Genomic DNA, 26,103 nt, shown 5'->3' on the forward strand with positions numbered 1-26,103 from the left:
TCCTCCCCCTCTCAACCGGGCCCTCCGACTCCACCCCACCTCGACGTTACTCGATCGGCCCCTGACGATGTCCCCCGGTTCCGGTGTTTCGCCTGGTCGGGTCGAGCGGCTTGCCGTGCGGTCCCGGTGCGGATTTCCGTCTCCCGTGTCCGTTGCCGCGCAACGCATCCGGTCCGCTCGGGAACGGAACGACGGCCTTCCGGCCGGGGTGCGAGCTCGGTGAACAGCGATGCGCGCCCAGTCGTTGGTGGACATTCTTCCCGACGGGACCGCGGTGCGCGATTCCCGATCCCTCCCCGTGTTCGATGCCGCGGCGGCCGGATCAGTCACAGCGGCGGGTCCCTCGTCCGGTGGCCGGATACGGTCGTTTCCGTGCCTACCGAAACAACCGCCGGTTCCCCCGCTCGCGGGAGGCGGATGCTGCCCCGCGTGTTCGGTTTGCTCGGCGCGGCGGGCGTGGGGTTCCTGCTCGCCTCGCAGTCCCGAGTGAACGGAGTCCTCGGCACCCGCTTGGAGGACGCGCTGGCGGCCTCGGTGATCTCGTTCGGCGGCGGGCTGGTGCTGTTGCTGGTGGTCACGCTCGTCAACTCGAACGCGCGACGCGGTATGGGGCGGCTGGCCCGTGCGGTGCGCGGGGACACCGGGCCGCGGCCTTGGCAGTGCCTCGGCGGTGTCTGCGGTGCGTTCCTGGTTTTCAGCCAGAGCGTGGCCGCGAACCTGCTCGGCGTCGCGCTGTTCACCGTCGGAGCCGTCGGTGGGCAGATCGCCAGCGGGCTGATCGTGGACCGTCTCGGGCTCGGAGCCGGGGTGGTGCGCTATTTCACGGCCCACCGGGTCGCCGGTGCCGTGCTGGCGCTGGCCGCCGTGGTCATGGCCGTCTCGGCGCGGCTCGGGGCCGCGCACGCCAGCTGGCTGGTGCTGTTGCCCGCCGTCGCCGGGGTCGGAGTGGCCTGGCAACAGGCCATGAACGGTCTGGTGAAGCAGACCGCCGGCTCGGCCGTCTCGGCCGCCACCCTGAATTTCGGCACCGGCACCACCGTGCTGCTCCTCGCCTTCGCGGTGGACAGCGTGCCGCACGGGCTGCCGTCGGAGTGGCCCGCCGCGCCCTGGATGTACATCGGTGGGCCGATCGGGATCTTCGTGGTGGCGGGCTCGGCGGTACTCGTGCACTACACGGGCGTGCTGCTGCTGAGCATGGGTATCGTCTTCGGGCAGCTGTCCGGTGCGCTGCTGCTCGATCTGCTGTTGCCGGTGGCGGGCTCCCGGGTCGATCTCGCCACCGTTCTCGGGATCTGTCTGGCACTGCTCGCGGTCGTGGTCGCCTCCATGCAGGGGCGGAGTGTCTCCCCGCGCGCGGTCTGCGACGATAGCCAACCGTGAGCGCCACGATTCTCGACGGTAAGGCCACCAAGGACGCCATCTATGACGAGCTGCGGCCGCGGGTGGCCGCGCTCGCGGAGCAGGGTCGTACACCGGGTCTGGCTACGGTTCTGGTGGGCGACGATCCGGCCTCGCACTCCTACGTGCGCGGCAAGCACAACGACTGTGCCCGTGTCGGGATCAATTCCATCCGCAAGGAGCTGTCCGCCGACATCGGGCAGGCCGAGCTCGAAGGCGTCGTCGACGAGCTCAACGCCGACCCGGCCTGCACCGGGTACATCGTGCAGCTGCCGGTTCCCGATCACCTGGACACCGGAGCGTTGTTGCAACGTGTCGACGTCCGCAAGGACGCCGACGGGCTGAACCCGGTCAGCCTCGGCAGGCTGGTGCTCGGCGAACCCGCACCGCTTCCCTGCACCCCCAGGGGGATCGTCGAGCTGCTACGCCGCTACGGGGTCGAACTCAACGGTGCGCACGTGGCGATCCTCGGTCGGGGGATCACCGTGGGAAGGCCGTTGGGGTTGCTGCTGACCCGGCGCAGCGAGAACGCCACCGTGACGCTGTGCCACACCGGGACCAAGGACATCGGCGCCGAGCTGTCCAGGGCCGACGTCGTGGTCGCCGCGGCGGGCAAGCCCGGGCTGGTGACGCCGGACATGATCAAGCCCGGTGCGGCGGTGCTCGATGTGGGTGTCACTCGCGGGGACTCCGGTCCGCTGGGGGACGTGCACCCGGACGTGGCGGAAGTGGCCGGTTTCCTGTCGCCCAACCCCGGCGGTGTGGGGCCGATGACGCGCGCCATGTTGCTGACGAACGTCGTCGAGGCCGCCGAGCGCGCCGCGAACTGAAGTGCCAGTGGCGATGATCGACCGGTTCGGCGGTAAGCGCGTTTCGGCGCGGCTGTGCTTCGCGCTCGTGATCCTGATCGTCCTGTTCGGCGGGCTGCGGGTGGCGATGTCGCACTGGCGCGAGGGCGCCATACTGCTCGGGGGAGCCCTGCTGCTCGCCGCCGTGCTGCGCGGTTCGCTTCCCGCCGAGCGGGTCGGTCTGCTGGCCATCCGCGGCCGGGTGGTGGACGTGCTGCTCTACGGCGCGCTGGGGCTGGTGATCGTGTTCGTGGCCATAACGATCACCGGTGGTCCGCTCTCCGGGTGAGTCGGGCTGCCGTCCTCTCGCGGCGGTGCCCGGTTCGGCCGCCCACCCCGCGTACATTTCTCGCGAAATCGCCGCCGCCCGGAAGTCGAGTACGCGGAACCTCCCGCGAGCCCCGTCCCGGAACCACGGCACCACTGCCGGTCAGTCCCACCAGAACGACCACTGGCGTCCGCCCCGGATCTCCTCGGCGTAGGACGCGATGCTGCCGCTGTCCTGCATGACCCGGTCGGGGGCGAACGTCCAGTGCTCGGCGGCCACCGCGGCCGCGTGCCCCCGCCGGGTGGGTGGCGCGGCGACGCTGAGATCCAGCCGATCCGGCCCCAGGCGCAGCACCCGTGCCCCGAAACGTTCCTCCCAGCTGCGCAACATCGCCGACAGCCCGGCACAGCGAGACACGTGATTCGTGGCCCCGGACCAGCCGAGCACCGTGAGAACGTCCGATCCGCGCGGCGCCGGTACCAGGCCGAGCCGCGTCTGCTCGTTCAACAGGCGCTGGGTGAGCTGGTTGGCCAGCACGTTCGCGTCCGCCAGCAGGTCGCCCGCGGGTGCGGGGCCGGGGCAGGTGTGGTCGAACGGGGCCAGGCTCTCCAGGTCGTAGGCGGGCCCCAGGTCGGAGTCGACCTGGCACAGCCCGTCCCAGATCCGGGACATCACCTGCTCGACGTGCCACTTGTCGATGTGCGCGCGCGGTTCCGGGGCGACCACCCCCACGGTGCAGCGCTCCCCGTAGATCTCGGTGTCGTCGACCAGCAGCAGCGGCCAGAGGCCGTTGTTGCCGCTCTCCGCGCGGAGCGTGGCCAGTAGCTGCGCCGAGGGGGGTTCCTTGCTTATCCAGCACAACGGCCCGGCGTCCTGCCCGTCGCCGATCCTGGTTGACTGCTCGGTCAGCAGCTCCCCGGCAGGCAACTCCCGGTTGCCCGCGAACCCGATCCGAAGCATCGCCATTGGGTCGGCAGTGGCCTCACCCTGCCGCTCTTCCCATAGCACCGCACTGCCTCCTCACCAAGCGGTCCCACGCCGCTAGCGGCGAGTCGGGACTGTCGCTGTGGCGATCAGTGTGCCATTCCGGCTCGCCCCGTGGGTCGCGCAGTTCGGTGCGATGTCTCGGGGCGCCCTCGAACTCCCGCGGAACCCGAGGGTGCCCGGTGTGCGCCTCACGCGCCGGCGGGGTGTCCCTCCACCTCGCAGTCCGTTCCGGGGTAGACGAGCCGCTCGTGCCCGTCGTCGAACCGTACGAGGTACGGCGGGTTCCCGTCCTCACCGCGTACCTCCAGGATGACTCCCACCCGGTCCGGTTGTTCGATGGTCCTGCTGTGCATGTGGAGTCGTTCTCCCGTGGTCGCCTTCATCGTCGTCACCTCCTGTGGAACGCGTTCCCAGGATAGGTGACCGAGGACACGGCGCGCAGCGCTTCGGGCCGTTGACCACCGCATATTCGAGACGCCGGGTCAGCCGGTGGTGCCGGAGCAGATTCGCAGCACGGTTTCGGTCTGCCGCAGTTTGTGCTGGGTCCACTCGGCGCTGTTCTCGATCGTGACCTCGCCGGACGAGACCTGCCGCATCGACCGCTCCACGTCCCGCAGCGCGTCGCTCAGTGCCTGGTCCGAGGTCTGCTCGGCGAGTTTGCCGACCTCCTCGGCCTTGGAGCGTGCTTGTTCCCGGAGCTGTTGCTGGTCGGAGAAGTTCGGTGCGAAATTGACCAGTCCGGTGGCTTTCGCGCAGTTCTGAGCGGTTTCGACGCCCCGCTGGGCGCTCTCGATGCCTTGCTGGGCGTTCTCGACTCCCTGCTGGGCCTCCTGCAGCTCGCCGCATGCCGCCACACCGGCGAACAAGGGGAGGGAGATTGCCAGTACGGCCAGTTTGCCGCGAATACGCATGGTTCCTCCGTCGTCGGCGCGGACTGCCGAGCGGTCCGCCGCACCCGCAGCCTACCGGCGTGCGAGCGGTTTCCGGGGCTGTCGTCGTCGGATTAGTCCGGATCGGCTCAGCGCGGGGTGATCCACGCCATGACGCTCGGAGGCAGCCCGAGCTGTTCGAGCCACGGAACCGCGCCCACCCGGTAGAGCACCACGGTGGACAGCAGTACCGCCGCGATCGTCAGGCCGGGGCCGATCAGCGCCAGCTCCACCTTGCCGCCGGTCCGCATCCGCAGCGCCTTCGGCGGCGCGACGGGGTACCAGGTCTGTCCGCCGAAGGGGAGCGGCCACAGCATGGGGCAGCCCTGTTCGGTGATGGCGTCGCCGATGAAGTGCGCCACGCAGCCGATCATCACCGCCGTTCCGAAGGCGGCGGCGTCGTGGGGCTGGTCGCCCGCCCACGCCCAGCACACGATCGTCAGCACCAGTGACACGGCGGCGATCAGCAGCGCGTCGCTCTGCGGCGACCAGTTGTTCAGCAGTCCCCGCACCGTCAGACCCGCGAAGACGAACATCACGATGCCCACGGCGGTGCCGTTGCTGCTCTGCACGATCGCCGTGGTGGTCAGGCCGGCCAGGATCGCGAAGACCACCGTGTGCGTGAAGCCGCGGTGAGTACCCGCCCGGTCGCTGTCATGCTGGGTGCGGGTCAGCCTGTACAGGAACCCGCTCAGCCCGCTCATGGCGGAGGAGACACCGCGCGAGACCGCGCCGAACGTGCGCGCGACCGTGGAGGACGGGTGATCGATGTCCGGCAGGAGAGCGGAGCCGGTGGCCAGCGTCGCCCCCACGACCCATGTCTTGGGGGAGAGTTGGCCGATGGTGTGCGCGCCCGCCAGCGCGGTCACGGCGGCCCAGGCCGCGAGTCCGCTCATCGCGTGGGTGGGTCCGGTCGCCAAGAAGTCCCTCCAAGGTCACGGCTCGCGGGTGAGCTTAGCCGGTGTGATCGCCGGACTGTGCGTGACTCGCGCCGTTCCGGCTCGATGGACGGGGTGACGCCGATTCGAGTGTGTTGTTGCTCACTCTTTCGTGGAGCTGTATCACCTGTGCGAGGGAGTAGCGCTGCGACGCACGCCTGCGGTGAGCGTTTTGTGAATCTCGTTCGCAAAGGGTGGGGCTCACAGCCGGCCCGTTTAGCAGTACGCTTGTACCGTTTGCGTTTCTCGCGTGAGAGGAGCACCCCGCCACCATGAGCAAGATCAAAGTACAGGGCACCGTCGCCGAACTGGACGGCGACGAGATGACCCGGATCATCTGGTCCTTCATCAAGGACAAGCTGATCCACCCCTACCTGGACATCAACCTCGACTACTACGACCTCGGGGTCGAGCACCGGGACGCCACCGACGACCAGGTCACCGTCGACGCGGCCAACGCGATCTCCAAGCACGGCGTCGGCGTCAAGTGCGCCACCATCACTCCCGACGAGGCACGTGTCGAGGAGTTCGGACTCAAGAAGATGTGGCGCAGTCCCAACGGGACCATCCGCAACATCCTCGGCGGTGTGATCTTCCGCGAGCCGATCGTCATCTCCAACATCCCGCGCTACGTGCCGACCTGGACCAAGCCGATCGTCATCGGCAGGCACGCCCACGCCGACCAGTACAAGGCCACGGACTTCAAGGTCCCCGGCGCGGGCACCGTGACCGTCACCTACACCCCGGCCGACGGTTCCGAGCCGATGGAGCTCGAGGTCGCGAACTTCCCGGAGCAGGGTGGCGTGGCGATGGCCATGTACAACTACCGCCGCTCCATCGAGGAGTTCGCCAGGGCGTCCTTCCGCTACGGCCTGGAGCGGGGCTACCCGGTCTACATGTCCACCAAGAACACGATCCTGAAGGCCTACGACGGCGTGTTCAAGGACGTGTTCGAGGAGGTCTACGAGAACGAGTTCAAGGCCGACTTCGAGGCCAACGGACTCACCTACGAGCACCGGCTGATCGACGACATGGTCGCCACCGCCCTGAAGTGGGAGGGTGGCTACGTCTGGGCCTGCAAGAACTACGACGGTGACGTGCAGTCCGACACGGTCGCGCAGGGCTTCGGTTCGCTCGGCCTGATGACCTCGGTGCTGATGACCGAGAACGGCACGGTCGAGGCGGAGGCCGCCCACGGCACGGTCACCCGGCACTACCGCAGGCACCAGCAGGGCCAGGAGACCTCCACCAACCCGATCGCCTCCATCTTCGCCTGGACGCGCGGGTTGCAGCAGCGCGGCAAGCTGGACTCGACCCCCGAGGTCGTCGAGTTCGCCAAGGCGCTGGAACAGGTCGTCATCGAGACCGTCGAGAGCGGCAGGATGACCAAGGACCTCGCGCTGTTGGTCGGCGACAACCAGCCGCACCAGAACACGCAGGACTTCCTGAACACGCTGGACGAGAACCTGCAGAAGAAGATGGCCCAACGCTGAGGTTCACCTCGCTCACCCGGGGCTCGTGCTCCCCGGGCGCGCGGCGATTTCGCGAGAAATTGACGCCGCCCGGCCACGCCGGAAGGTAGTGGTGGCCGTAAAGCCAGGAGACCGGAAGGCCACGGGGCCGGAAGGTCATGGGGCGCCGCCCCGCCGCGCGGACAACCGTGCGGTGGGGCGGCGCCCTTTTCGTGGCACGGCCCCGACTCCCGTTGTACGGCTCCGGTTCTCGGCGTGGGCTTCCCCGTCCCCGGAGCCCGGTGCGGCGATTTCGCGAGAAATTGACGGCCCTGCAGCGCCGAGTTCGTTCGGCGGTGCGAGCAGCATCACAGACCGATCCGGTAGTTTTACCGACCGAACCGGTCGGTAACTCAGGTACCGTCGGTGGCGTGACAAGACCGTTCCGGGAACAAGTGGACGAGGAGATCCTCGACCGCGCCGCCGAGCTGTTCGCGCAGCACGGATTCGCGCAGACGTCCCTCAAGGCGCTGGCCGAGGCGGTCGGCCTGTCCAAGGCCGGTCTGCTGCACCACTATCCGAGCAAGGAAGCGATCCACGAGGCCGCGCTGGAGACGGGACGGGCGCAGGCCCGATTGGTCCTCGCCGACGTCGCCCGGCTCGCGCCCGGGCCGGAACGCGATCGGCGGGCGCTGGAGCTGCTCACCGACGTCGCCCTGGAACGAGCGGGGCTGGTGAGCCTGGCCCTGCGGCCCATCACCGCTCCCGATGATCACGCCGACGCACTCGACGCCGAGGACGTGCTCATCCACGAGATATTCGCCCTCGATCCGGCGGACCACGGTTCGGAACGGCTCGTCCGAGTCATCGGCGCGCTGAGCGCGTTGGCCGTGCTCAGCCTCATGGCCAACCACAAGGGGGACAAGACCACCTGGCGTCCCCGGATCATCGCGACCTGTTTCGACACCCTCGGCCACTTCCGTCCCGGTGATTCTTCGACCGGTTCCGACCAGCTGGAGGACTGACTGCTACATGGCACGCCTGTTATACCGACTGGGGCTCGGTGCCCAACGGCACCGACTGCTCGTCGTCGTGATCTGGTTGATAGCGCTCGCGGGTGGTGGCGTGGGCGCGGCGACGCTTTCCGGGCCCACCTCGGACAGCTTCTCCATCCCCGGGCAGGAGTCCACCATCGCCCAGGACAAGCTCCAGGAGGAGTTCGACACCGGCGGTGGCGCCACCGCCCGCGTGGTGATGCGGGCCCCGGACGGGCAGCAGCTGACCGCTCCCGCCAACGCCGCCGAGATCAAGGGCCTAGTCGCCGAACTGTCCGAACAGCCCGGCGTGGTCTCGGCCAGCGACCCGCTGAACCAGAACTCCCCCACGGTCAGCCCCGACCGGACCACGGCCTACAGCACGGTCACCTACGACGGCGGCATCGGTGAGATCACCGAGCAACAGCGCGAGGCGATGCTGGACACCGTCGAGCAAGCCGATCAGGGCGCGTTCACCGTCGAGGTGAGCGGCCAGGCCGTCACCGCCACCCCGTCCGTCGGTGGTCCGGGAGAGGCGATCGGCGTCATCGCCGCGCTGGTGGTCCTGAGCCTCACCTACGGCTCGCTGGTCGCCGCCGGGATGAACCTGATCACCGCCGGTGTCGGTGTGGGGATCGGCGCGCTCGGCGTCAGCATCGCCACCGGCTTCATGGAGCTGCAGTCCACCACCTCCATCCTGGCGACGATGTTGGGGCTGGCGGTCGGAATCGACTACGCCCTGTTCATCATCAACCGCCACCGGCAGGAACTGCGGCAGGGCAACGACATCAGGGCCTCCATCGCCACCGCCGTGGGCACGGCCGGTTCCGCGGTGGTGACGGCCGGACTCACCGTGTTCATCGCGTTGGTCGGGCTGTCGGTCGTAGGCATTCCCTTCCTCACCCAGATGGGTGTGGCGGCGGCGGCGACCATCGTGGTGGCCGTCCTCGTGGCCATCACCCTGGTGCCCGCCGTGCTCAGCTACCTGGGACGGCTCGTGCTGCCGCGCAAGCAGCGCACCGCACCGGCCGACACCGACGCCAAGACCGAACGGGCCGTCTACCCCGGCTGGATCCGTGCGGTCACCCGCGGTCGGATCCCGGCGCTGCTGATCTCGCTCGTCGCGCTCGGCGCGGTGGCCGTCCCGGCCGCCTCCATGCAGACCACGCTGGTGCAGACTCCCTCCGAGGGCACCACGCAGGCCCGAGCGCAGCAGATGCTGGCCGACAGCTTCGGAGAGGGCGTCAACGGCCCGCTGGTCGCCTACTTCGAGGGCGGTGACGCGCCGCGTACCGCGCAGCAAGCCACCAAGGCGATCGCCGGACTCGACGATGTCGCCACCGTCACACCGCCCACGCCCAACGCCGAGGGCAACGCCGCGATGGTCACCGTCATCCCGGAGTCCGGTCCCGCCAGCGCGGAGACCGAGCGACTGGTCGGTGACCTGCGTGACCAGCTGGCCGACATCAACGGTGCCGAGAGCTACGTGACCGGGACCACCGCCGTCAGCGTCGACGTCGCGCACTCGCTGGACCAGGCGCTGCCGATCTACCTCGTGCTGGTCGTGGGGTTGGCCCTGATTCTGCTGGTGCTGGTGTTCCGTTCGATCCTGGTGCCGCTGGTCGGCGTGCTCGGCTTCCTGCTGACGCTGGGAGCCGCGCTCGGCGCGACCGTGGCGGTGTTCCAGTGGGGCTGGCTGAGCGACGTGGTCAACCTCGACGACACCGGGCCGCTGATCAGCCTCACCCCGATCCTGATGATCGGCATCCTGTTCGGACTGGCGATGGACTACCAGATCTTCCTGGTGTCCCGGATGCACGAGGCGTACCACAAGGGACACGCGGCCCGCGACGCGATCGTGAGCGGCTTCCGGCAGGCGGCACCTGTCGTGGTCGCGGCGGCGCTGATCATGTTCTCGGTGTTCGCCGGGTTCGTTCCGGCGGGCAACGCCACCATCAAATCCATCGCCTTCGCCCTGGCGATCGGCATCCTGGTGGACGCCTTCGTGGTCCGCATGGTCCTGATGCCCGCGGCGTTGGCGCTGCTCGGCAGGGCCGCGTGGTGGCTGCCCCGCTGGCTGGGGTGGCTGCCCGCCCTCGACGTCGAGGGCAACGCGATCACCGACAGCGGCGAGGCCGACGACGGGAGCGGTTCCGACGAGAAGCAGCGGGCCGGGATCGGTTCGTGATTCGGAGACCGACCGTGAGCCGAATACCGGCCGTGCCGTTTGGTCCGTGAGACCAGGCACGGTTGGTGAGTGACCGGGTGGCCCGGCGCCGAGGGGTTCGGCGCCGGGCCACTCCTTTTCCGGACCGGTTTCTCCGGAGCTCCACTCCGGCCCCGGCCGGGGCCGTCGATTTCGCGCGAAATCCACCTCGCCCCGGAGAGCGCACCCCGCCGAGAGCAGCAGGGGTTCGCTGAGTAGTTTCGCTCTGTTCGATTCGGTTCGTGTTCTGTTCCGGTGGCGGCGATGAGCGTTCACGACATTTCCGACGACGGATCCGAGAGACCCGGTCGCCCCGCTACGGGAGCGGTGGTGACCGCGGCGTTGCTGGGGGCCTGCCTCGTGATGCTCGCCCGCTCGCTGCAACTGCTCTGGCAGCAGGACACGTTGCTCGACATGATCACCACGTCTTCGCGGCCCGGGGTGAGCGACGTGCTGCTCCGGGGGTTCATCTACTGCTTCATCGCGGCGGTGGTGGCGGGATACCTGTGGTTCACGACCCGTGCGATGTGGCTGTGCGGGCTCGCCCGGCCGGTCGCCACCGCGCTGGTGAGCCTCGGCGTGGCCGCGCTGCTCGTGCTGCCGACGGGGGCGCTGCTGCGGTACACGCTGGATTCGAACGCGGGCTGGTTGACGGAGCTCCTGCTGTTTCCGGCACTGAGCGCGCTCGGCTACGCCTCGGTGGTGCGCTTCGAACTCGGCCGCCACGGCTATTCGGGAAGACCCCACCCCACTTTCAGGACGGCGGTTTTCGGAGCCGAGATGCTGGGGATCTGCTTCGTGCTGTTCCTCTGGTCGGTGTGGATGTACTACTGGGGTGCCCGGCTCGGTATCGGCATGTCTCCCCGGCAGGAGCCCGCGAGCCTCATCGTCGCCATCCACTGCGTGCTCGCCGTGCTCCTGCTGGTGCAGGGGTGGTTCCTGGTCCGCATGATGCGACTGATCCACCCCGCCGGGCCCGTGCCGGTGCTGTTGCTGGCGCTCGGCGGCTGGCTGGTGCTGGCCGTGCTGTCCGGTGTGGCGCTGTGGGGCCTGTGGGAACTGTGGCGAGTACTTTCCGGCTACGAGGTCGACATCCCGTTGCTCGCGCTGTTGGCCGCAGCGAGCTTCGGTCTGGTGGTGCGCGGGGCGCGCCGGAGGAAGATGGTGCCGGAACCACGGGCGTGAAACCGGGTTCTTCCCCGCGACGGTAGCCGATCGCGGTGCACCACCAGTCGGCGAGTGCCTGGTGGTCCACCGCGTCCAGTGCGATCGCCTTGAACCTCGCTGCCATGCGGGCATTCCACCACGCGGCACCGACAGTCCCGGTCCGTGAGGCGGTCCGTGAGGCGGTCCGGGAGGTTCGGCCCGGAGTCAGCCGAGTCGGTTGTGGTGGAGGTGGTGGAGGAAGTTGGTCCACTGGGTGTGGGTGAAGTGGTGGTGGGGGCCGTTGGGGTTTTTGGAGTCGCGTAGCCGCCAGCCAGTCGCGTCGTAGGCGACCTCGACGCAGTTCTCCGCTCCGCCGCTGAAGCTGCTCTTGACCCAGTGAAGCGTTTCCAACGCCATCCTGTCGTACATGCGTCACCCTTCTAAGTCAGTTCCCCGATGCGTCGATCGACGGCTTCGAGCGTCTTCTGCGGGCTCAGCGCGGCTGCGCGCAGCTTGTCATAAGCGAGGTTATATACCCGAACGTGTTCGCGTCCGAGGTAGTCGCTGCCGGTCAAGCCTTCGCTGTAGACGATACCGGGCCGTCCCTCCAGCAATGTGATGATCGTGAAAGCCGTGCCGTGACATGCGTGTGCGCCGCCGTCGAACGGAATGATTTGCACGGTGGTGTTGGGCGTCTCAGCGAGACTTCTCATCTGTTCGAGCTGACCGCGCAACACGGCCTTTCCGCCGATCTCGCGGTGTAGAGCCTCTTCACCGATTACCAGCCAGAGTCGCGTCGCCTCGCTGTTCATCAGACGTTCCGCGCGCTTGGAACGCTCTTCGGCCATGCGATCCACATCCGCCGGGGCGACTATGACCGCGCTGCTCAGCATCGCTTGGGCGTACTCGAACGTCTGCACGGTTCCCGGGAACGAGTCGGGGAAGAACAGCTTGAGTTCGGTCGCGGCGGCGACCAGGTTGACGTACTTGGTCGCCCACTCGGGGACACGTGCGGGTGGCAGCCTGCGGCGCGCTTCCGTGGCCAGTTCCTTGAGGGCGTCAGCGCGTTCCCGTGTGATGCCGAAGACGTCGATCGCCTTCGACAGTTCCCTGTCGGTGACGCTCTTGTCGCCCTGCTCGACCTTCGAGAGCTTGCCCGCGTACCAACCGAGCCGCTTGGTCGCATCCGATGTGGACAAACCGCTGTTCTCGCGGGCCTCGCGCAGTTCGGCGCCCAGCAGGATCCGCTGCACGACCGGCCCTGGATCTTCCTCAGTCACGTCAGCAGTCTGTCCCATCGCTCGTGTCGTCCGTAGCTGTCCCTCGTGCGGAGTAATTCCGCCGCAAAGGACTTTTCTATCGGAATTTCCGGTGTAAGTTGCTAAGCAACGAGTTACACGATATGTGATCGAAGGGGTGCGCAGTATGACGGGGACGTCCACCGGCCGGGAGTTCGAGGAACCAGCCACGGGAGACTCGCCGGACGCGGGGCGAAACGGCAGAAACGGATCACTCGCGCATCCGTTGGACGCCCACGTGGTCGATCCGACGGACATGCCCCCGCTGTGCGGGGAGGACGAGTTCGCGGAGTTGATGAGCGGCATGGTCACCGACAACGCGCCCAGGGTGTTCGCGGTGGTGCGCGAGTACGGCGAGCGGGTGGACGCCCGCGTCGCGGCGTGGGGCATGGCCTTCGAGGATCACGCCGAGGTCGTGGCCGTCGACGGCACCGTGCGGATGCGGGTCGCCGGGCCGGAGCAGGCCGCGCGCCGGTTCCGCTTCGGCAGTCACATCGGTGCCCGCGTGGTGTGGCCGGGATCGAACGGCGCACGCGAACTCGACTGAATACGATTCCCCGCCGCCCCGGCTGCCGGTGCTTCGTCGAGGTTTGGTGCGGCACTTCCCGGGAACCGGCTCGGGTTCCGGAGCCACTCGGCCGCACCGGCCGGGCACTCGCCGCCGAACGAGTTCCGCGAGTGGTCAGAGCGAGCGCAGCGCGGCGCGGATCTCCTCCGGTACCGGAAGGGTGGTGTGGGTCTCGCGGTCCACGTAGACGTGCACGAACCGTCCCAGCGAGGCGGGCTGCTCGCTGCCGTTGCCGAACACCGCCAGCCCGTAGGTGACGCTGGAGTTGCCCAGCCGCCGCAGCCCGATCCCCACCTCGACGTCGTCGGGAAAGCTCAGCTCGGAGAGGTACCGGCAGCCGGTCTCGGCGACCATGCCGATCGCGGGCAGCTCGCGGATGTCGGTTCCGGTGGCCCGCATCAGCCAGCCGTTCACGGCGGTGTCGAACCAGGAGTAGTGCACCACGTTGTTCACGTGGCCGTAGGAGTCGTTATCGCCCCAACGGGTGGTGATCGGCCACAACACGTTGAAGTCGGCGCGTTTCGGGGGTGGATCGGGAAAGTCGGACACGCCGGGCAGCCTAACCCGTCGGTGAAGGGCGGACCCCGTGTCAAGGACGACCGTCACGACCGGTACGATGTTTCGTGTTCGGCGATGAGCTGGCAATGCTCCGAACGGAGCATCCACCGGCCGAATACCCGAGCGCGATTAGCTCAGCGGGAGAGCGCTACCTTGACACGGTAGAGGTCGCTGGTTCAAACCCAGCATCGCGCACCATCCCGGTTCCGAGTGCCCGTTCGATCGACGTTACCGAACTCGGAACGACTCAGCGGGTGCGTTCGTAATGGTGGCGTGCCTTCGCGCGGTTGCCGCAAACAGCCATCGAGCACCAGCGGGCTCAACGCCTCGGGTGAGCTCTCCCCGACACCACGTCCCGCAGGGCGTGCCGTGTCCGGCGGAGCGCTTCCCCGACGGACGGGCCCGTCGGATTCGCTCAGCCCGCTTCGCTCTCCGCGTGTTCGGTACCGATCGCCGAGCCGGAAGCAGTGGTGACCTCCCGTTCGGGGCCCGCGCGGAACCACCCCTGCGTCACCGCCAGCAGCGCTCCGGCGAGCATGATCAGCGCTCCCACCAGTTGCGGTGTCGTGAAGGTCTCGCCGAGAAAGAGCATCGAGCAGGTCGTGCCGAACACCGGAACGGTGAACATCATGACCGTCGAGGTCGACGGGCTGACCACTCGGAGCGCGCGGTAGTAGCAGAGATAGGCCACGGCCGTCGGCCCCAGCGCGAGACAGCCGATGTTCACCCAGGTGCTCGCGGAAACCTCGGTCCACGCTACTTCGGGAATCACGGGCAGGGCGACCACCAGCAGTCCCACCGCTCCCGCGCGGAGGAACCGGCCCCACGACATCGCGGGGTCGAGGCCGGAATCCCCACGAGTCGTGCCCAGCAGGACCAACAGCACGAGCGTCCCGCCGCCGAACCGCAACGCTGCCGCCACTTCGTGCGGCAGCTCGCTCACGACGACTTTCGAGCTGGTGAACGCGCTGCCGAAGAAAATCATCGTGACCAGCAGGTAGAGGTGTGCGTGGACGGATTCGTGCCGCTGTCGGATTCGTCGCGTCATGTCTCGCTCTCACCGGGTGAGGCGAACTTCGGTGCACTGGTTCCGGGCAGTCACGGCCGGAACGATCACCGATGCATCCGCGCGCCTTTGACGATCTTGTCCACGACGTTGCGCGGTCCGTACACGCCCACTCCCACCGGATCGAGCTTCTCCCTCGGAACCGCCCGAACCGCGGCGCGGTTGTCCCGATCGTTGCCGGTGCCGAACAGCTCGGAGGTGAACACCGACACGGCCGTGTTCCGCTCGACGGCGCGGGAGTGCGCTCGGGTCACCACCTCCCCGCTGCCCTCGAAGATCAGCACCGGCTGCCGGAACATCGACAGGTACTCGGTTTCGTCGGCGTCGCGGTACGGCTCGCCGATCACCTCCGGGCTCCTCGTGCCGAGTCCGCTCACCAGGAACGCGGTCACGTTCAGCCGTTGCCAGCCCGCCAGGTCCTCGCGCAGCAGCACGGCGATCTTCGTGTCGAATCGTATCGGGGAGCTCTCCGCTGTCATGGGGAGATCGTGTCCCGCCGCCCGCGAGCGAGTCTTGTACGTTCTTCGCATGGTCACCAGTTCGGGAGTGGCTGCGTGGCGTCCACCCGTGCCCGGGATCGTGGAGGCCTACCACGCTCACCTCGTCGAGCACGCCTATCCGATGCACGCCCACGACTCGTGGACGCTGCTGCTGGTGGACGAGGGAACGGTGCGCTACGACCTGCACCGCCACGAGCACGGCGCGCTGCGGAGCCTGGTCACCCTGCTCCCACCGCACGTCCCGCACAACGGCACGCCCGTCACCCCGCGGGGGGTCAGGAAGCGGGTGCTCTATCTGGATCCCGGTCAGCTCGGCGACGATCTCGTGGGACTCGCGGTGGACGCGCCCACCATCGACGACCCGCTGCTACTGCGTCGCATTCGGCAGCTGCACGACTCGCTGCTGCTTCCCGGCGACAGTCTGGAAGCCGAGAGCAGGTTGACCCTGGTAACCGAGCGACTGCGCCGCCACCTGGGCGAGCGCACCCGGAAGGCGGAACCGGTCGATCACGCGAAACCCGCCGTGCGACTGCGCGAGCTGCTGGACGAACACCTCGTCGAAGGAATCACGCTCCGGCGAGCGGCGGACCTGCTGCACACCCACCCCGCCCACCTCGTCCGGGCTTTCAGCGGGGAGTTCGGCACCCCGCCGCACCGGTACCTGACCGGGCGCAGGGTCGATCTCGCCCGCCGGTTGCTGCTCGACGGGATGGCACCCCGGTTCGCGGCCACGGCGGCGGGATTCTACGACCAGTCCCACCTCGGCAGGCACTTCAAGCGGGTGATCGGCACGAGCCCGGCGCGGTTCGCTCGTTCCGGAGGGTAGGGCCGTGCCGGATTCAACCGCCGAAGGACTCGGGGCCGAAGCGGCCCCACGCCACGAAGGCGGCCATCGCCAGGTAGATCAGATTCGCGACGACGGCGGTCCGCTCGCCACGGCGGAGATGGGTGATCATCGCGCCGATCATCAGCAACACCCAGCAGACGGCGGTCACCGGCACCATCACCGGCGCGATGTCGACCACGGCGGGCATTGTGATCCCCACGGCGGCCAGGACCTCCACCGCTCCGAGCGTCTTGACGAAGCCGACGCCGAAGTCGCCGGTCCACCCTCCGTTGGAGGTCGCGGCCAGCTTCTCCTTCGGCACGAACAGTTTCGTGATGCCGCCGACGAGCATGACGACGGCCAGCAGTCCGGCGACGATCCACAGTGCCAGGTTCATGGGGTTTCGCTCCGTGCGGGAGTGGGGACACGCGTCAACTGGTCGCAACTTGCCACAACTCACCCGCATGGTACGAGCGGTTTTCCGCATTCGTCCCGATTCGGGATGTCCGGGTTGGACACTCCGGGACCGACGAGTCTTCCGCCGCGAGCGGTGTCCGACGACTCGCGGACACGCGTGACCGTCGCGATCAGCGGCACGGCCGGTTGGCCCGCGGACGCCGTCGTGGTCGATGCTCCCGCTGCCGGTCCGCGCGGGGGCGATGCCGTCAGGTGCCCGCTTCCTCGGTTTCCGAGTGCCGCGCATCGTCCGGCACGCGCCTGCCCAGCAGCCGCAGCCCGAGCAGCAGCACCGCGATCGAGACCAGGAAGGAGGCCCACCACGGGAAGCCGAACCCGATCGGCAGCAGTCCGATGACCACCGCGACCGCGCCCGCGTAGAGGGCGTAGGGGAGCTGGGTGCGCACGTGGTCGACCACGTCGCACTGCGAGGCCAGCGAGGAGATCACCGTGGTGTCCGAGATCGGCGAGCAGTGATCACCCCACACCGCTCCGGCCAGCACGGTGGCCACGCTGGCGTAGATGATCGGGTGCCCACCCGCGGTCTCGGCCCCCTGTGCCTGCAGCAGCGACCAGGCCAGCGGCACGGCGAGCGGGGTCAGGATCCCCATGGTTCCCCAGCTCGTCCCGGTCGCGAACGCCACGGCGGCGGCGAGCACGAACAGGATCACCGGCAGCAGCGGCGCGGGCAGCGCCTCGCTGAGGGCGCCCGCCAGGAACTCGGCGGTCTTGAGCTTCTCGGTCAGCGAGGACAGCGCCCAGGCGGCCGAGAGGATGATGACCACGTACAGCACCGACTTGATCCCGGCGAACCACGCGTCCACGAACTGCCCCAGCGAGAGCAGCCGTTGGCCGAAGCTCAGCACCGCCGCGACGAGCAGTGCCACGAACGAACCCCACACCAGCGCGGCGAACGGATCCCCGGCACCCATGATCTCGAGGACGGTGCTGCCGCTGCCGGTGGCCAGCAGCCCGACGAAGGTCGTCACCACCAGGGCGAGGATCGGCACCAGTGCGTTCAGGAAGCGGCGTGGGGTCCGTTCCTCGGGCCGCAGCTCGGCTTCGGTGTCGGTGCCGGCCCCCAGATTGGACCCCGGGCGCAGCACCGTGCCCGACTGCCGGGCACGCTGTTCCGCCCGCGCCATCGGGCCGAAGTCGCGCCGAGTACCGGCGATCGCGAAGACCAGCACCACGGCCAGCACCGGGTAGAAGGCGTAGCGCAGCGAGCTGACGAACACGGCGAAGCCGCTCTGCTCGAGCCCGATCTTGCCGACCGCGTCGTCGACCAGTCCGACCTGGTAACCGATCCAGGTGGTGAACAGACCGCACGCGGCCACCGGTGCGGCGGTGGAGTCCACGAGGTAGGCGAGCTTCTCCCGCGAGATCCGCAGTCGGTCGGTGATGGGGCGCATCGTGTTGCCCACCACGAGGCTGTTCGCGTAGTCGTCGAAGAAGATCGCCAGCCCCAGGCCGCCGGTCGCGAGTTGACCTCGTCGGGGTGTGGCGGCCCAGCGAGTCACCAGTTTCACGATGCCGTCGGTGCCGCCGTTGCGCCGGATCACCCCCACCAGTCCGCCGATCATCATGGTGGCCACGACGATCATCACGTGGTCCCGGTCCGCGAGCGCGTCGACGATGTACACCCCCACCGTGTCCAGCAGCGAAGTGCCCAGTCCCGTGAACGTGGCACCCTCCAGCAGCCAGGCCCCGAGCCAGATCCCCGCCAGCAGCGCGGGGATGACCTGCCGGGTCAACAGCGCCAGGGCGATCGCGAGCAGCGGAGGCAGGATCGACAGCCACGTCGCGGTCATCTGGTTCCTTTCGGGCGGTGGCCGGGGCTTTCCGTGGTGGAAGGCCGGTAGCGGAGATTGTCGGAGCCGCTGGGTACTCCCAACACACGCTGGGCACCCCCAATACACGGTGCATGAATCCGATCACCGCGAGTGGGTGTGACATACGGTAGCTTTACTCGATCGAGCGACAAATAGTCGTTCGTTGCTTCGTCCCAACGGATAATCGTACTTCGTTGCGCACAGTGTGCTGATAATTGTGCGCCGGTCATCGGCGGATGTGGGCACGGCAAAACCGCCCGGTCGGATTGTGCTGTGGAGCACACTATCAATCAGTCGTTTGACTGATTTCAATCAGCTGATTAAATTAGCTGATTGAAAAGAGTGGTGCCAGGGCTCACGAGGATTCGGAGGAGCCGGGGCGCGGTGGCTGCGAGGGTGAGCATGACGAGACGGACGGCTCGGGTCGAACACGGCGTGGCGACACGGGAGTCGATCCTGCGCACCGCGGAGTGGCTGTTCGCGGAACACGGGATATACGCGGTGTCCAACCGCCGGATCAGCGAGGTCGCGGAGCTGGGCAACAGTGCCGCGGTCGGGTATCACTTCGGCACGAAGAACGAGCTGGTGCGCGCGATAGCGCACCACCACGGGGAACGCATCGAGTACATCCGGGTCAACATGTTCACCGAGCCCGCGGGTTCCACCGAACTGCGGGACTGGGTGTCCTGTCTGGTGCGGCCGATGACGCTGTACCTGGAGTCGTTGGGTACCCCGTCGTGGTACGCGCGGTTCGCCGCGCAGGTGATGGCCGATCCGGTGCTCCACGAGATCATCGCCGGGGAGTCGCTGCGCTCCGACTCGTTGCGGTTGTCCCTGGAAGGGATGAACCGGTGCCTGCCCGAGCTGCCCGAGAGCGTGCGGACCGAACGCTGGAACATGGCGCTGTACCTGACCAGGCAGATGTGCGTCGAACGGGAGCGCGCTCTCGCCGAGGACATGCCCACTCCGCACGCGAGCTGGGACGAGTTCGCCACCGGCCTCGTCGACGCGCTCACCGGCCTCTGGTCGGCACCGGTGACGCGTCAGCCGTGATCGACCCGCACCCGGTGACTCCGAGCGGTTCCCGCGACCGCGTGAACACGACATTCCTCGGAATCGATTCCGCACCTCCGGTGCGACGGCGCGGCCGATTCCCCCGGAGCGTCCCTGGTCGGCACAGAAATGAGAATTCCGAGCTGCAAGGACCGAATGCATGACCAACGACGAGCGGTCACTCGAAGCGGAGCTGTTGGATCCGGACAGGCTCGGTTTCGATCCGGCGGAACTGCGCGCCCGGTACCGGACCGAGCGGGACCGACGGCTCCGCCCGGACGGCGCGAGCCAGTACATCGCACCGACCGGTGACTTCGGCTACTACGTGACGGACCCCTACGCCGAGGCCGAGCCGAGCCGTGAACCGCTCACCGACCACGTGGAAGTACTGATCGTCGGTGCCGGATTCGGCGGGTTGCTGGCCGGGGCACGACTCCGCCAGGCGGGGTTCGACTCGATCCGCTTGCTGGAGAAGGGCGGCGACGTCGGCGGGACCTGGTACTGGAACCGCTACCCGGGTGTGCGCTGCGACATCGAGTCCTACATCTACCTGCCACTGCTGGAGGAGCTCGGTTACGTCCCCACCGAGAAGTACGCGCGCGGCGAGGAGATCCGGCAGCACACCGTCAACATCGCCAGGAAGTTCGACCTCTACCGGGACGCGTGCTTCCAGACCGAGCTGACCAGCGCGACCTGGGACGAGTCCCTACGTCGCTGGAACGTGACCACCGACCGGGGCGACGAGATGACCGCCCGGTACGTGATCTTCTCCAGCGGCCCGTTCAGCAGGCCGAAGCTGCCGGGCATCCCCGGGATCGACGACTTCGCCGGGCACACCTTCCACACCAGCCGGTGGGACTACTCCTACACCGGAGGCGACCAGACCGGCGGGATGCACGAGCTCGCGGACAAGCGCGTCGCGGTCATCGGTACCGGCGCCACGGGTATCCAGTGCGTGCCCGACCTGGCCCGGGACGCGGGCCATCTCTACGTCTTCCAGCGCACACCATCCGTTGTGGATGAACGCGGTAACCGTCCGACCGACCCGGAATGGGCGGCTGAGCTGCCCGAGGGCTGGCACGACCGCAGGCGCGACGACTTCCTCGCCGTGCTCGGCGGCGATCGGACCGCCGAGGACATGGTGGGCGACCGGTGGAGCGACCTCGCCCACCACTACAACGCGGTGGCGGACGAGACCGGCAAGGACGAGCTCACCGCCGAGGAGCACGAGCTCGTGCGGGAGGTCGCCGACTTCCACAAGATGAACCAGGTGCGGGAACGGGTCATGTCCATCGTCGAGGACGAGGAGACCGCCCGTGCCCTGCGACCCTGGTACCGCTACGAGTGCAAGCGCCCCACCTTCAACGACGAGTACTACCCGGCTTTCAACCGCCCCAACGTGACGCTGGTGGACACCGACGGGCGCGGCGTGGAACGCGTCACCGAGCGCGGACTGGTCAGCCAGGGCGTCGAGTACGAGGTCGACTGCATCGTCTTCGCCACCGGCTTCCAGGTCGGCGGCTCGCACCCGGCGGCCAGCGGACTCGCGCTCCACGGCCGCGACGGTGTGACGCTGCCCCAGCACTTCAGCGAAGGTATGCGCACCCTGCACGGCTTCACCAGCCACGGTTTCCCCAACCTGTTCTGCATGGGGCCCTCGCAGAACGGTGTGGCCCCCAACTTCACCCACGTGCTCGACGACCAGTCCGTCCACATCGCCGCGATGATCACCGAGTCCGCCAAGCGCGGCGCGGCCTACGTGGAACCCACCGAGACGGCCGAGCAGGAGTGGGTCGACGAGATGGGGCGCAAGGCCGGTGTCGACCGGGCGCTGGACGAGTGCACGCCGGGCTACTACAACAACGAGGGCCACTCCTCGGTCGTGCGGAGCTTCTACCGGCCGGACGAGCTCGAATTCGCCGAAACACTGCGGCAGTGGCGCGAGAACGACCGATTCACCGAGGTGCTCGTCCGGACCGGGGAGAACGATGCCGACGAACGGAACTGACCTCGAAGCGCCGGAACCGGGAACCGGTCGTTCGCGACCGGTGCGGTTGAACGAGCCGAGCGGATTGCGGGGGGCGAACGGCATCGCCTTCGGCCCCGACGGGCTGCTGTACGTGGCGCAGTTCCTCACCGGGCGGATCAGCGCGGTCGACATCGACTCCGGCGAGGTCGAGCTCGTGGTCCCGCCGGACGGTCCGCTGCGCACACCGGACGACATCGCGTTCGGTGCCGACGGGACGATGTACATCGCCGACGTGGCACCCGGGCGGGTGTGGCAGCGCTCCCCGAACGGGGAGTTCGCCCTCGTCACCGATGCCGTGGTCGTCCCGAACGGGATCACGTGCCTCGGTGACCGCCTCTTCGTCAACGAGATGCGCTCCGGTGGAAGGCTGTTCGAGCTCTTCCCGGACGGTGGCTCACCGGTGCTACTCACCGAGGGACTGGCGTACGGCAACGCGATGCGGTTCGGTCCCGACGGTCGGTTGTACTACCCGCACATGATGACCGACGAGGTGCTGCGGATCCCGCCCGAGGGAGGCGAGCCCGAACTCGTCGTGCGCGGGGTGCCCATCCCGGTCGCCGTGCGCTTCGACCGGGCAGGGGAGCTGTTCGTGCTCTCCTGCGACGCGGCGGGAACGATCACGCACGTCGATCCGGAAACGGGTGGGACGTCGAGCACGGTCACCGGGGTTCCCGGCCTGGACAACGCCGCGTTCGACGCGGCCAACCGCATGTTCGTGTCCAGCTTCGTCCGGGGAAGCATCACCGAGCTCGGTGAGCGAGGCCGCACCCGCACGGTCCTGCCGCCGGGACTGAACGGGCCGTTCGGCGTCACGGTCGACCCCGCCGGCAGGACATACGCGGCCGACCACTTCGGACTGTCGAGCGTGTCGGGGTCCGACGGGATCGACCAGGTGGACGTGGTGGGTGGAACGCTTCCCGGGTTGCCGCGGAACGTGGTCGCCACCGGCGATGTGCTGCAGCTCGTCGACATCAGCGGTGGGCTCCACGCGTACGACCCCGTGCGGGGAGTCTCCCGTGGGCGTGCCGCCGGACTCGGTGAGCTCGCAGGGATCGCTGCCGACTCGAGCGGCCGTGTCGTGCTCGCGGCCCCGGAGAGGGGGCAGGTGCTGGCGGTCGACGAAACCGATTCGGTCACGGTGCTCGCCGAAGGGCTGGAACATCCGGTCGGCGTGACGCTGGACCACCACGGGCGTTGCTACGTCAGCGACGACCGGCTCGGGCGAGTACTGCGTCTGGACGAGGAGCCGGTGGTCGTGCTGGACGGGCTCGGCACGCCGCAGGGAATCGCCGTCAGCGGCGACGAACTGTTCGTGGTCGAGGTCGAACACCGCAGGCTGCGGCGGTTCGATCCCGCTACCGGCACGAGCACGGTCGCGTTCCGCGAGCTGGCCGTGGAGACGCTTCCCGGCGCGAGTGGCACCGGCTCGAACGGTGAACCGGACGGTAGTGGTCGTCCGAGTTCGTTCGTCGATCTGGCGGTCGCCGGGGACGGCTCGTTGCTGCTCGCCGCCAACGGCGAAGGAAGCGTGCAGTTACTGAAGATCGACGCTGAAGGAACGGGTGAGTGGTGAGCGGGGAAGGGCTGGTCGTCATCGGCAGCGGCGGAATGGGGCGAGCCATCGCGCGCCGCCTGGGAAGCGGCAGGCGCGTGCTGCTCGCCGACCTCGACGAGAACACACTGGAATCGACAGCCGAGTCGATGCGCTCGGACGGCCATGATGTGACCACACGGCGGGTGGACGTCTCGTCGCGTGAGTCCGTGGCCGAACTGGCCCGCACCGCCGCCGAGCTGGGGCCTGTCACCAAGCTGGCGCACACGGCGGGACTCTCCCCGGCGCGGTCCTCGGCATCGGTGATCCTGCGGGTCAACCTGCTCGGGGCGGCGCTGGTCCTGGAGGAGTTCGAGCGCGTGGTCGCCGAAGGCGGGGCGGGCGTGGTCATCTCCAGCATGGCCGGACACATGAACCCGCCGCTGGGCGAGGCTCAGGAGGAGGCCCTGGCGGGTACTCCCGCCGAGGAGCTGCTGGGGCTGCCATTCACCGCACCGGAAGCGGTTACGGATCCCGGTCACGCCTACGGGCTCTCCAAACGCGCCAACCAACTGCGGGTGCGGCGAGCCGCCGTTTCCTGGGGTGAGCGGGGAACCCGGGTCAACTCGATCAGCCCCGGCGTCATCTCGACACCCATGACGCGGGAGGAACTGAACTCGGAACACCTCGGCGCGGTATGCGCGATGGTCGACGCCTCCGCCGCCGATCGACCCGGCACTCCCGAGGACATCGCCGCGGCGGCGGCTTTCCTGCTCGGACCGGAGGCCACCTTCGTCAGCGGCACCGACCTGCTCGTGGACGGTGGCGTGGTGGCAGCGGTTCGGGCCGGGCGGCTGGGCGACCCCCAGCCGGAGTGATCCGAGTTCTCCGGTCGGATCGCCGGGGTGGTTACTCGGCGGAACCTCTCGCCCGGGGAGTCCGCGGCGGCGCCGACCGCGTGCGTGGCGGTTCGGCGCTGCCGCGCCGAGAAGTACGGGAGACCATGTCCGACAGAAGTGTTCGGACTCGGCGAAGTACTGGCGGTTTCGGGGAATGACGCGGTTGATCACGGTGGGGCACGGCACGAGCACCCGTGCCGAGTTCGCCCCGTTGCTGCACGGGGCCGGGGTCGAGGCGGTGGTGGACGTGCGCACCGCGCCGGGCAGCAGGCACAACCCCGATTTCAATCACTCCGAGCTCCGGGAGTGGCTGCCCGAGGCAGGAGTGGACTATCGCTGGGACAAGCGGCTCGGCGGCTTCCGCAAGCTGCCCGCCGAATCGCCGGACACGGCCTGCAGGAACGAGGGATTCCGCGCCTACGCCGCGCACATGCGTACCGAGGAGTTCGGCGAGGCGGTCGAGGAGCTGCTCTCGGAAGCCGCTGACCGCCGGACGGCCGTGATGTGTTCCGAGAGCGTGTGGTGGCGCTGCCATCGCCGCATGATCGCCGATTACGCGACGCTGGTTCGCGGTGTCGAGGTCGTGCACCTGATGCACGACGGCAGCCCGCGCGAGCATCACACGATGGACGGTGTGCGGTCGCGGGAGGACGGCCTGCTGGTCTACGACGGCGGGCAGCCGCGTTTCTGAGCGTCGTTCCGGGACGAACTTCTCATTCGTCCTCCCGGATCGGTTTCCTCCGGTATTCGCGTTCTCCGGTTTCTGCGGTGCGATGAGTGCTAGAGTGCGCCGAACCGGAAAACGAGTGCTGGGAGAGGGTTCTTGGATTGGTTGATCATACCGACCTCGCGGCGTGACTGGGCGGTACTCACCGGGATCGTCGGTTCGGTGGTCGCCGTCGCGGTGATCGTTTTCGGGACGTTTTCCGGGCGGACTCTCCTCGCGGCCGGAGTGTTCCTGCTGGCCGCGGTGTTGGCGGTGCTGGCGGTGTGGCCGAAGCGGGCGATCGGGATTCCACTCTCGGTGCTCGCCGTGTTCTTACTGCCGTTGGGTGCCTATGTGCTCGTCACTCCGTAGCTCGATCGGCCCGTCGGGTGGAGCGTGGTGGGACGGTCGGTGTGCACTGTTTCTTTGCCGCCGCTTCGCGCCCTCGGGAAACGCCGGTTCCGTGCAGCCGTCTCGTGAGGGGGGTGAACCCAATGAGTGAAAAGTTCCGGGTGGAGTTGTCGGCCCTAACGGGTTACGCGGAACAGCTGGAAAGGAACGCGGGGCACGTGGAATCCGCCCGTGGCTACATGGCGGGTCCCGGCTCCGACACATCGGAAATGCAGGGACTTCTGTCGGGTATCGCCGAGGGGTACCAACCGCTCGTCGCCTGGCAGCTGGGAATTCTGGAAAAGATGGCCAGCGGTCTGAAGCGAACCGGTGGTGCGCTGCAGGAGTCGGAGCGGGTGTACCGTTCGCACGACGACTCGGCTTCGGCCACCCTCGATCGGAGCTACCGAGGCGGCTCCTTCGAGAACGGTTGAAATTCTTTGGAGCGGAACTGGGGAGGAAATCATGTCCGGATACGCCGATGTGGTCGATCCTACGAGGAGATTAACCACCCCGGGAGACTACGGGGCCGAGGTTCGCGCCGCGGCGCAGGAAGCATTGGGTGCGATCGGGGAGATCGACTCCGCTTTCATGACTATAGTAGGTTGGAGTCCGGCTCAGGAACTGCTCGAATGGGTCGGTGGTAACTGGGGACAGCTACTGAGCCTGCGTGATACGTGGGAAAATCTCGCGAAGGCGAACCTCGATCTCAAGGAGAACCTCGAATCCGGATTGGGTGCGCTCGAACCGCTCTGGGAGGGAAACGCGGCCACGGCCTTCGAGGATCACATGGGGCAGTGGAATTCCGCGTTCGAGCAGAACCACGACGCCTGTATCGCGATCCGGGACAAACTGATCGACCTGGCCGAGAACGCCCAGCAGACCGTTGACATGGTCATTCAGACCATCTTGACGGTGGCGAGTATCGTCACTGCGGCGCTTTCCTCGTTCTCCATACCGGTCTACGGGCAGGGCAAAGCCATCAAGGCGGTTTGGGACACGGTCAAACTGATCAATGACGTCCGCAAAGTGGTGACGGCTTTCATCAACCTGGTGAAATACGCCAACGAGTTCTTCCAGTCGGTCCAGGAGATCGCCGACGACAAAACTCCGGTAGTGAATGTGGAGCTTCCGGACTCGGGGTACGTGGCACCGTCTTCCTAGTTAGTTCGTAACTCTCCGGAAA

Annotated in this window: 28 protein-coding genes, 1 tRNA gene and 1 pseudogene; 18 read left to right on the plus strand and 12 right to left on the minus strand. The window is 68.0% G+C overall.

The window, feature by feature from the left end; translation table 11 throughout:
• The first annotated feature begins 417 nt into the window (after window positions 1-417).
• The 3 genes from BM394_RS16280 to BM394_RS16290 are packed head-to-tail and all read left to right on the plus strand — an operon-like array spanning window position 418 to window position 2,535.
• Entirely contained in the window at window positions 418-1,380 is a 963-nt protein-coding gene (locus BM394_RS16280; protein ID WP_175530135.1) for a DMT family transporter, read from the plus strand.
• Window positions 1,377-2,228 carry a bifunctional methylenetetrahydrofolate dehydrogenase/methenyltetrahydrofolate cyclohydrolase gene (locus BM394_RS16285; RefSeq protein ID WP_092979499.1) on the plus strand — a complete coding sequence of 284 codons (852 nt, stop codon included), beginning with the start codon at window positions 1,377-1,379 and terminating at the stop codon, window positions 2,226-2,228. Before BM394_RS16280 ends, BM394_RS16285 begins: the two co-directional genes overlap by 4 nt.
• Before the next feature lie 13 nt (window positions 2,229-2,241).
• Entirely contained in the window at window positions 2,242-2,535 is a 294-nt protein-coding gene (locus BM394_RS16290) for a DUF3017 domain-containing protein (RefSeq protein ID WP_092979583.1), read from the plus strand.
• 141 nt (window positions 2,536-2,676) lie between these two features.
• On the opposite strand, the gene BM394_RS16295 is transcribed toward BM394_RS16290, so the two are convergent.
• The 4 genes from BM394_RS16295 to BM394_RS16310 all read right to left on the minus strand — a co-directional run bounded on the left by BM394_RS16295 (window position 2,677) and on the right by BM394_RS16310 (window position 5,350).
• Window positions 2,677-3,522: a DUF4253 domain-containing protein gene (locus tag BM394_RS16295; RefSeq protein ID WP_092979500.1), complete on the minus strand. Its 846-nt coding sequence runs from the start codon at window positions 3,520-3,522 to the stop codon at window positions 2,677-2,679.
• A gap of 167 nt (window positions 3,523-3,689) precedes the next feature.
• Window positions 3,690-3,884 (minus strand): DUF1918 domain-containing protein, encoded by a 195-nt coding sequence (locus BM394_RS16300; protein ID WP_092625265.1) that lies wholly within the window; start codon window positions 3,882-3,884, stop codon window positions 3,690-3,692.
• 99 nt (window positions 3,885-3,983) lie between these two features.
• Window positions 3,984-4,412 (minus strand): hypothetical protein, encoded by a 429-nt coding sequence (locus BM394_RS16305; RefSeq protein ID WP_092979501.1) that lies wholly within the window; start codon window positions 4,410-4,412, stop codon window positions 3,984-3,986.
• A 107-nt stretch (window positions 4,413-4,519) separates the two neighbouring features.
• Complete coding sequence (locus tag BM394_RS16310) at window positions 4,520-5,350, minus strand: metal-dependent hydrolase (protein WP_092979502.1); 831 nt, start codon at window positions 5,348-5,350, stop codon at window positions 4,520-4,522.
• Window positions 5,351-5,640: 290 nt separating this feature from the next.
• Between BM394_RS16310 and BM394_RS16315 the strand changes: the two genes are divergently transcribed.
• The 4 genes from BM394_RS16315 (at window position 5,641) to BM394_RS16330 (ending at window position 11,244) form a co-directional block, all read left to right on the plus strand.
• Window positions 5,641-6,861, plus strand: coding sequence for an NADP-dependent isocitrate dehydrogenase (locus BM394_RS16315; protein WP_092979503.1), 1,221 nt, complete (start codon window positions 5,641-5,643; stop codon window positions 6,859-6,861).
• Window positions 6,862-7,250: 389 nt separating this feature from the next.
• Entirely contained in the window at window positions 7,251-7,844 is a 594-nt protein-coding gene (locus BM394_RS16320; RefSeq protein ID WP_245780246.1) for a TetR/AcrR family transcriptional regulator, read from the plus strand.
• 7 nt (window positions 7,845-7,851) lie between these two features.
• A complete protein-coding gene (locus BM394_RS16325) occupies window positions 7,852-10,041 on the plus strand; it encodes an MMPL family transporter (protein WP_092979504.1) in 2,190 nt (729 codons plus the stop codon).
• Between the two features lie 282 nt (window positions 10,042-10,323).
• Window positions 10,324-11,244, plus strand: a complete 921-nt coding sequence (locus BM394_RS16330) for a hypothetical protein (RefSeq protein ID WP_092979505.1) — start codon at window positions 10,324-10,326, stop codon at window positions 11,242-11,244.
• A 186-nt stretch (window positions 11,245-11,430) separates the two neighbouring features.
• On the opposite strand, the gene BM394_RS16335 is transcribed toward BM394_RS16330, so the two are convergent.
• Both BM394_RS16335 and BM394_RS16340 read right to left on the minus strand, forming a co-directional pair.
• The gene (locus BM394_RS16335) at window positions 11,431-11,634 is read right to left on the minus strand and encodes a DUF397 domain-containing protein (protein WP_245780247.1); all 204 of its coding nucleotides are present in this window, start codon (window positions 11,632-11,634) and stop codon (window positions 11,431-11,433) included.
• An 11-nt stretch (window positions 11,635-11,645) separates the two neighbouring features.
• A complete protein-coding gene (locus BM394_RS16340; protein ID WP_175530128.1) occupies window positions 11,646-12,485 on the minus strand; it encodes a helix-turn-helix domain-containing protein in 840 nt (279 codons plus the stop codon).
• A 145-nt stretch (window positions 12,486-12,630) separates the two neighbouring features.
• Here BM394_RS16340 and BM394_RS16345 point away from each other — a divergent pair, with 145 nt between their 5' ends.
• The gene (locus BM394_RS16345; RefSeq protein WP_217643545.1) at window positions 12,631-13,050 is read left to right on the plus strand and encodes a hypothetical protein; all 420 of its coding nucleotides are present in this window, start codon (window positions 12,631-12,633) and stop codon (window positions 13,048-13,050) included.
• Between the two features lie 135 nt (window positions 13,051-13,185).
• On the opposite strand, the gene BM394_RS16350 is transcribed toward BM394_RS16345, so the two are convergent.
• Window positions 13,186-13,620, minus strand: a complete 435-nt coding sequence (locus BM394_RS16350; protein WP_092922852.1) for an acyl-CoA thioesterase — start codon at window positions 13,618-13,620, stop codon at window positions 13,186-13,188.
• Between the two features lie 132 nt (window positions 13,621-13,752).
• Between BM394_RS16350 and BM394_RS16355 the strand changes: the two genes are divergently transcribed.
• Window positions 13,753-13,827: transfer RNA gene (locus tag BM394_RS16355), tRNA-Val, on the plus strand.
• Window positions 13,828-13,876: 49 nt separating this feature from the next.
• On the opposite strand, the pseudogene BM394_RS23755 reads toward BM394_RS16355, so the two are convergent.
• The 3 genes and pseudogenes from BM394_RS23755 to BM394_RS16370 form a co-directional block, all read right to left on the minus strand.
• Window positions 13,877-13,948, minus strand: a pseudogene (locus BM394_RS23755) (CGNR zinc finger domain-containing protein); the annotation flags it as partial.
• 96 nt (window positions 13,949-14,044) lie between these two features.
• Window positions 14,045-14,677: a DMT family transporter gene (locus BM394_RS16365; protein WP_092979507.1), complete on the minus strand. Its 633-nt coding sequence runs from the start codon at window positions 14,675-14,677 to the stop codon at window positions 14,045-14,047.
• Between the two features lie 65 nt (window positions 14,678-14,742).
• Entirely contained in the window at window positions 14,743-15,174 is a 432-nt protein-coding gene (locus BM394_RS16370; RefSeq protein WP_092979508.1) for a DUF2000 domain-containing protein, read from the minus strand.
• Between the two features lie 49 nt (window positions 15,175-15,223).
• Between BM394_RS16370 and BM394_RS16375 the strand changes: the two genes are divergently transcribed.
• The gene (locus tag BM394_RS16375) at window positions 15,224-16,021 is read left to right on the plus strand and encodes a helix-turn-helix domain-containing protein (protein ID WP_092979509.1); all 798 of its coding nucleotides are present in this window, start codon (window positions 15,224-15,226) and stop codon (window positions 16,019-16,021) included.
• A gap of 13 nt (window positions 16,022-16,034) precedes the next feature.
• Here the strand turns inward: BM394_RS16375 and BM394_RS16380 are convergent, their stop codons facing one another.
• Together BM394_RS16380 and BM394_RS16385 are read right to left on the minus strand one after the other, a co-directional pair.
• Window positions 16,035-16,418: a DoxX family protein gene (locus BM394_RS16380; protein WP_092979510.1), complete on the minus strand. Its 384-nt coding sequence runs from the start codon at window positions 16,416-16,418 to the stop codon at window positions 16,035-16,037.
• Between the two features lie 268 nt (window positions 16,419-16,686).
• Window positions 16,687-18,288 (minus strand): Na+/H+ antiporter NhaC family protein, encoded by a 1,602-nt coding sequence (locus tag BM394_RS16385; protein ID WP_092979511.1) that lies wholly within the window; start codon window positions 18,286-18,288, stop codon window positions 16,687-16,689.
• Window positions 18,289-18,711: 423 nt separating this feature from the next.
• Here BM394_RS16385 and BM394_RS16390 point away from each other — a divergent pair, with 423 nt between their 5' ends.
• From BM394_RS16390 to BM394_RS16425, 8 genes are all read left to right on the plus strand, one after another.
• On the plus strand, window positions 18,712-19,362 hold the full coding sequence (locus BM394_RS16390) for a TetR/AcrR family transcriptional regulator (protein ID WP_092979512.1): 651 nt from the start codon (window positions 18,712-18,714) through the stop codon (window positions 19,360-19,362).
• Between the two features lie 160 nt (window positions 19,363-19,522).
• The gene (locus tag BM394_RS16395) at window positions 19,523-21,370 is read left to right on the plus strand and encodes a flavin-containing monooxygenase (protein WP_092979513.1); all 1,848 of its coding nucleotides are present in this window, start codon (window positions 19,523-19,525) and stop codon (window positions 21,368-21,370) included.
• Entirely contained in the window at window positions 21,351-22,964 is a 1,614-nt protein-coding gene (locus BM394_RS16400; RefSeq protein WP_245780248.1) for an NHL repeat-containing protein, read from the plus strand. Before BM394_RS16395 ends, BM394_RS16400 begins: the two co-directional genes overlap by 20 nt.
• Window positions 22,961-23,800: an SDR family oxidoreductase gene (locus BM394_RS16405; RefSeq protein WP_092979589.1), complete on the plus strand. Its 840-nt coding sequence runs from the start codon at window positions 22,961-22,963 to the stop codon at window positions 23,798-23,800. The genes BM394_RS16400 and BM394_RS16405 overlap by 4 nt, the downstream gene beginning before the upstream one ends.
• Window positions 23,801-23,975: 175 nt before the next feature.
• The gene (locus BM394_RS16410; RefSeq protein ID WP_092979514.1) at window positions 23,976-24,512 is read left to right on the plus strand and encodes a DUF488 domain-containing protein; all 537 of its coding nucleotides are present in this window, start codon (window positions 23,976-23,978) and stop codon (window positions 24,510-24,512) included.
• Window positions 24,513-24,644: 132 nt separating this feature from the next.
• On the plus strand, window positions 24,645-24,899 hold the full coding sequence (locus tag BM394_RS16415) for a hypothetical protein (RefSeq protein WP_092922821.1): 255 nt from the start codon (window positions 24,645-24,647) through the stop codon (window positions 24,897-24,899).
• 122 nt (window positions 24,900-25,021) lie between these two features.
• Complete coding sequence (locus BM394_RS16420; protein ID WP_092625317.1) at window positions 25,022-25,351, plus strand: hypothetical protein; 330 nt, start codon at window positions 25,022-25,024, stop codon at window positions 25,349-25,351.
• A gap of 31 nt (window positions 25,352-25,382) precedes the next feature.
• Window positions 25,383-26,081 (plus strand): WXG100 family type VII secretion target, encoded by a 699-nt coding sequence (locus tag BM394_RS16425; protein WP_139235245.1) that lies wholly within the window; start codon window positions 25,383-25,385, stop codon window positions 26,079-26,081.
• The last annotated feature ends 22 nt before the right edge of the window (window positions 26,082-26,103 follow it).

Source organism: Actinopolyspora lacussalsi subsp. righensis (genome assembly GCF_900116555.1).
GTDB classification, from domain to species: Bacteria; Actinomycetota; Actinomycetes; order Mycobacteriales; family Pseudonocardiaceae; genus Actinopolyspora; species Actinopolyspora lacussalsi.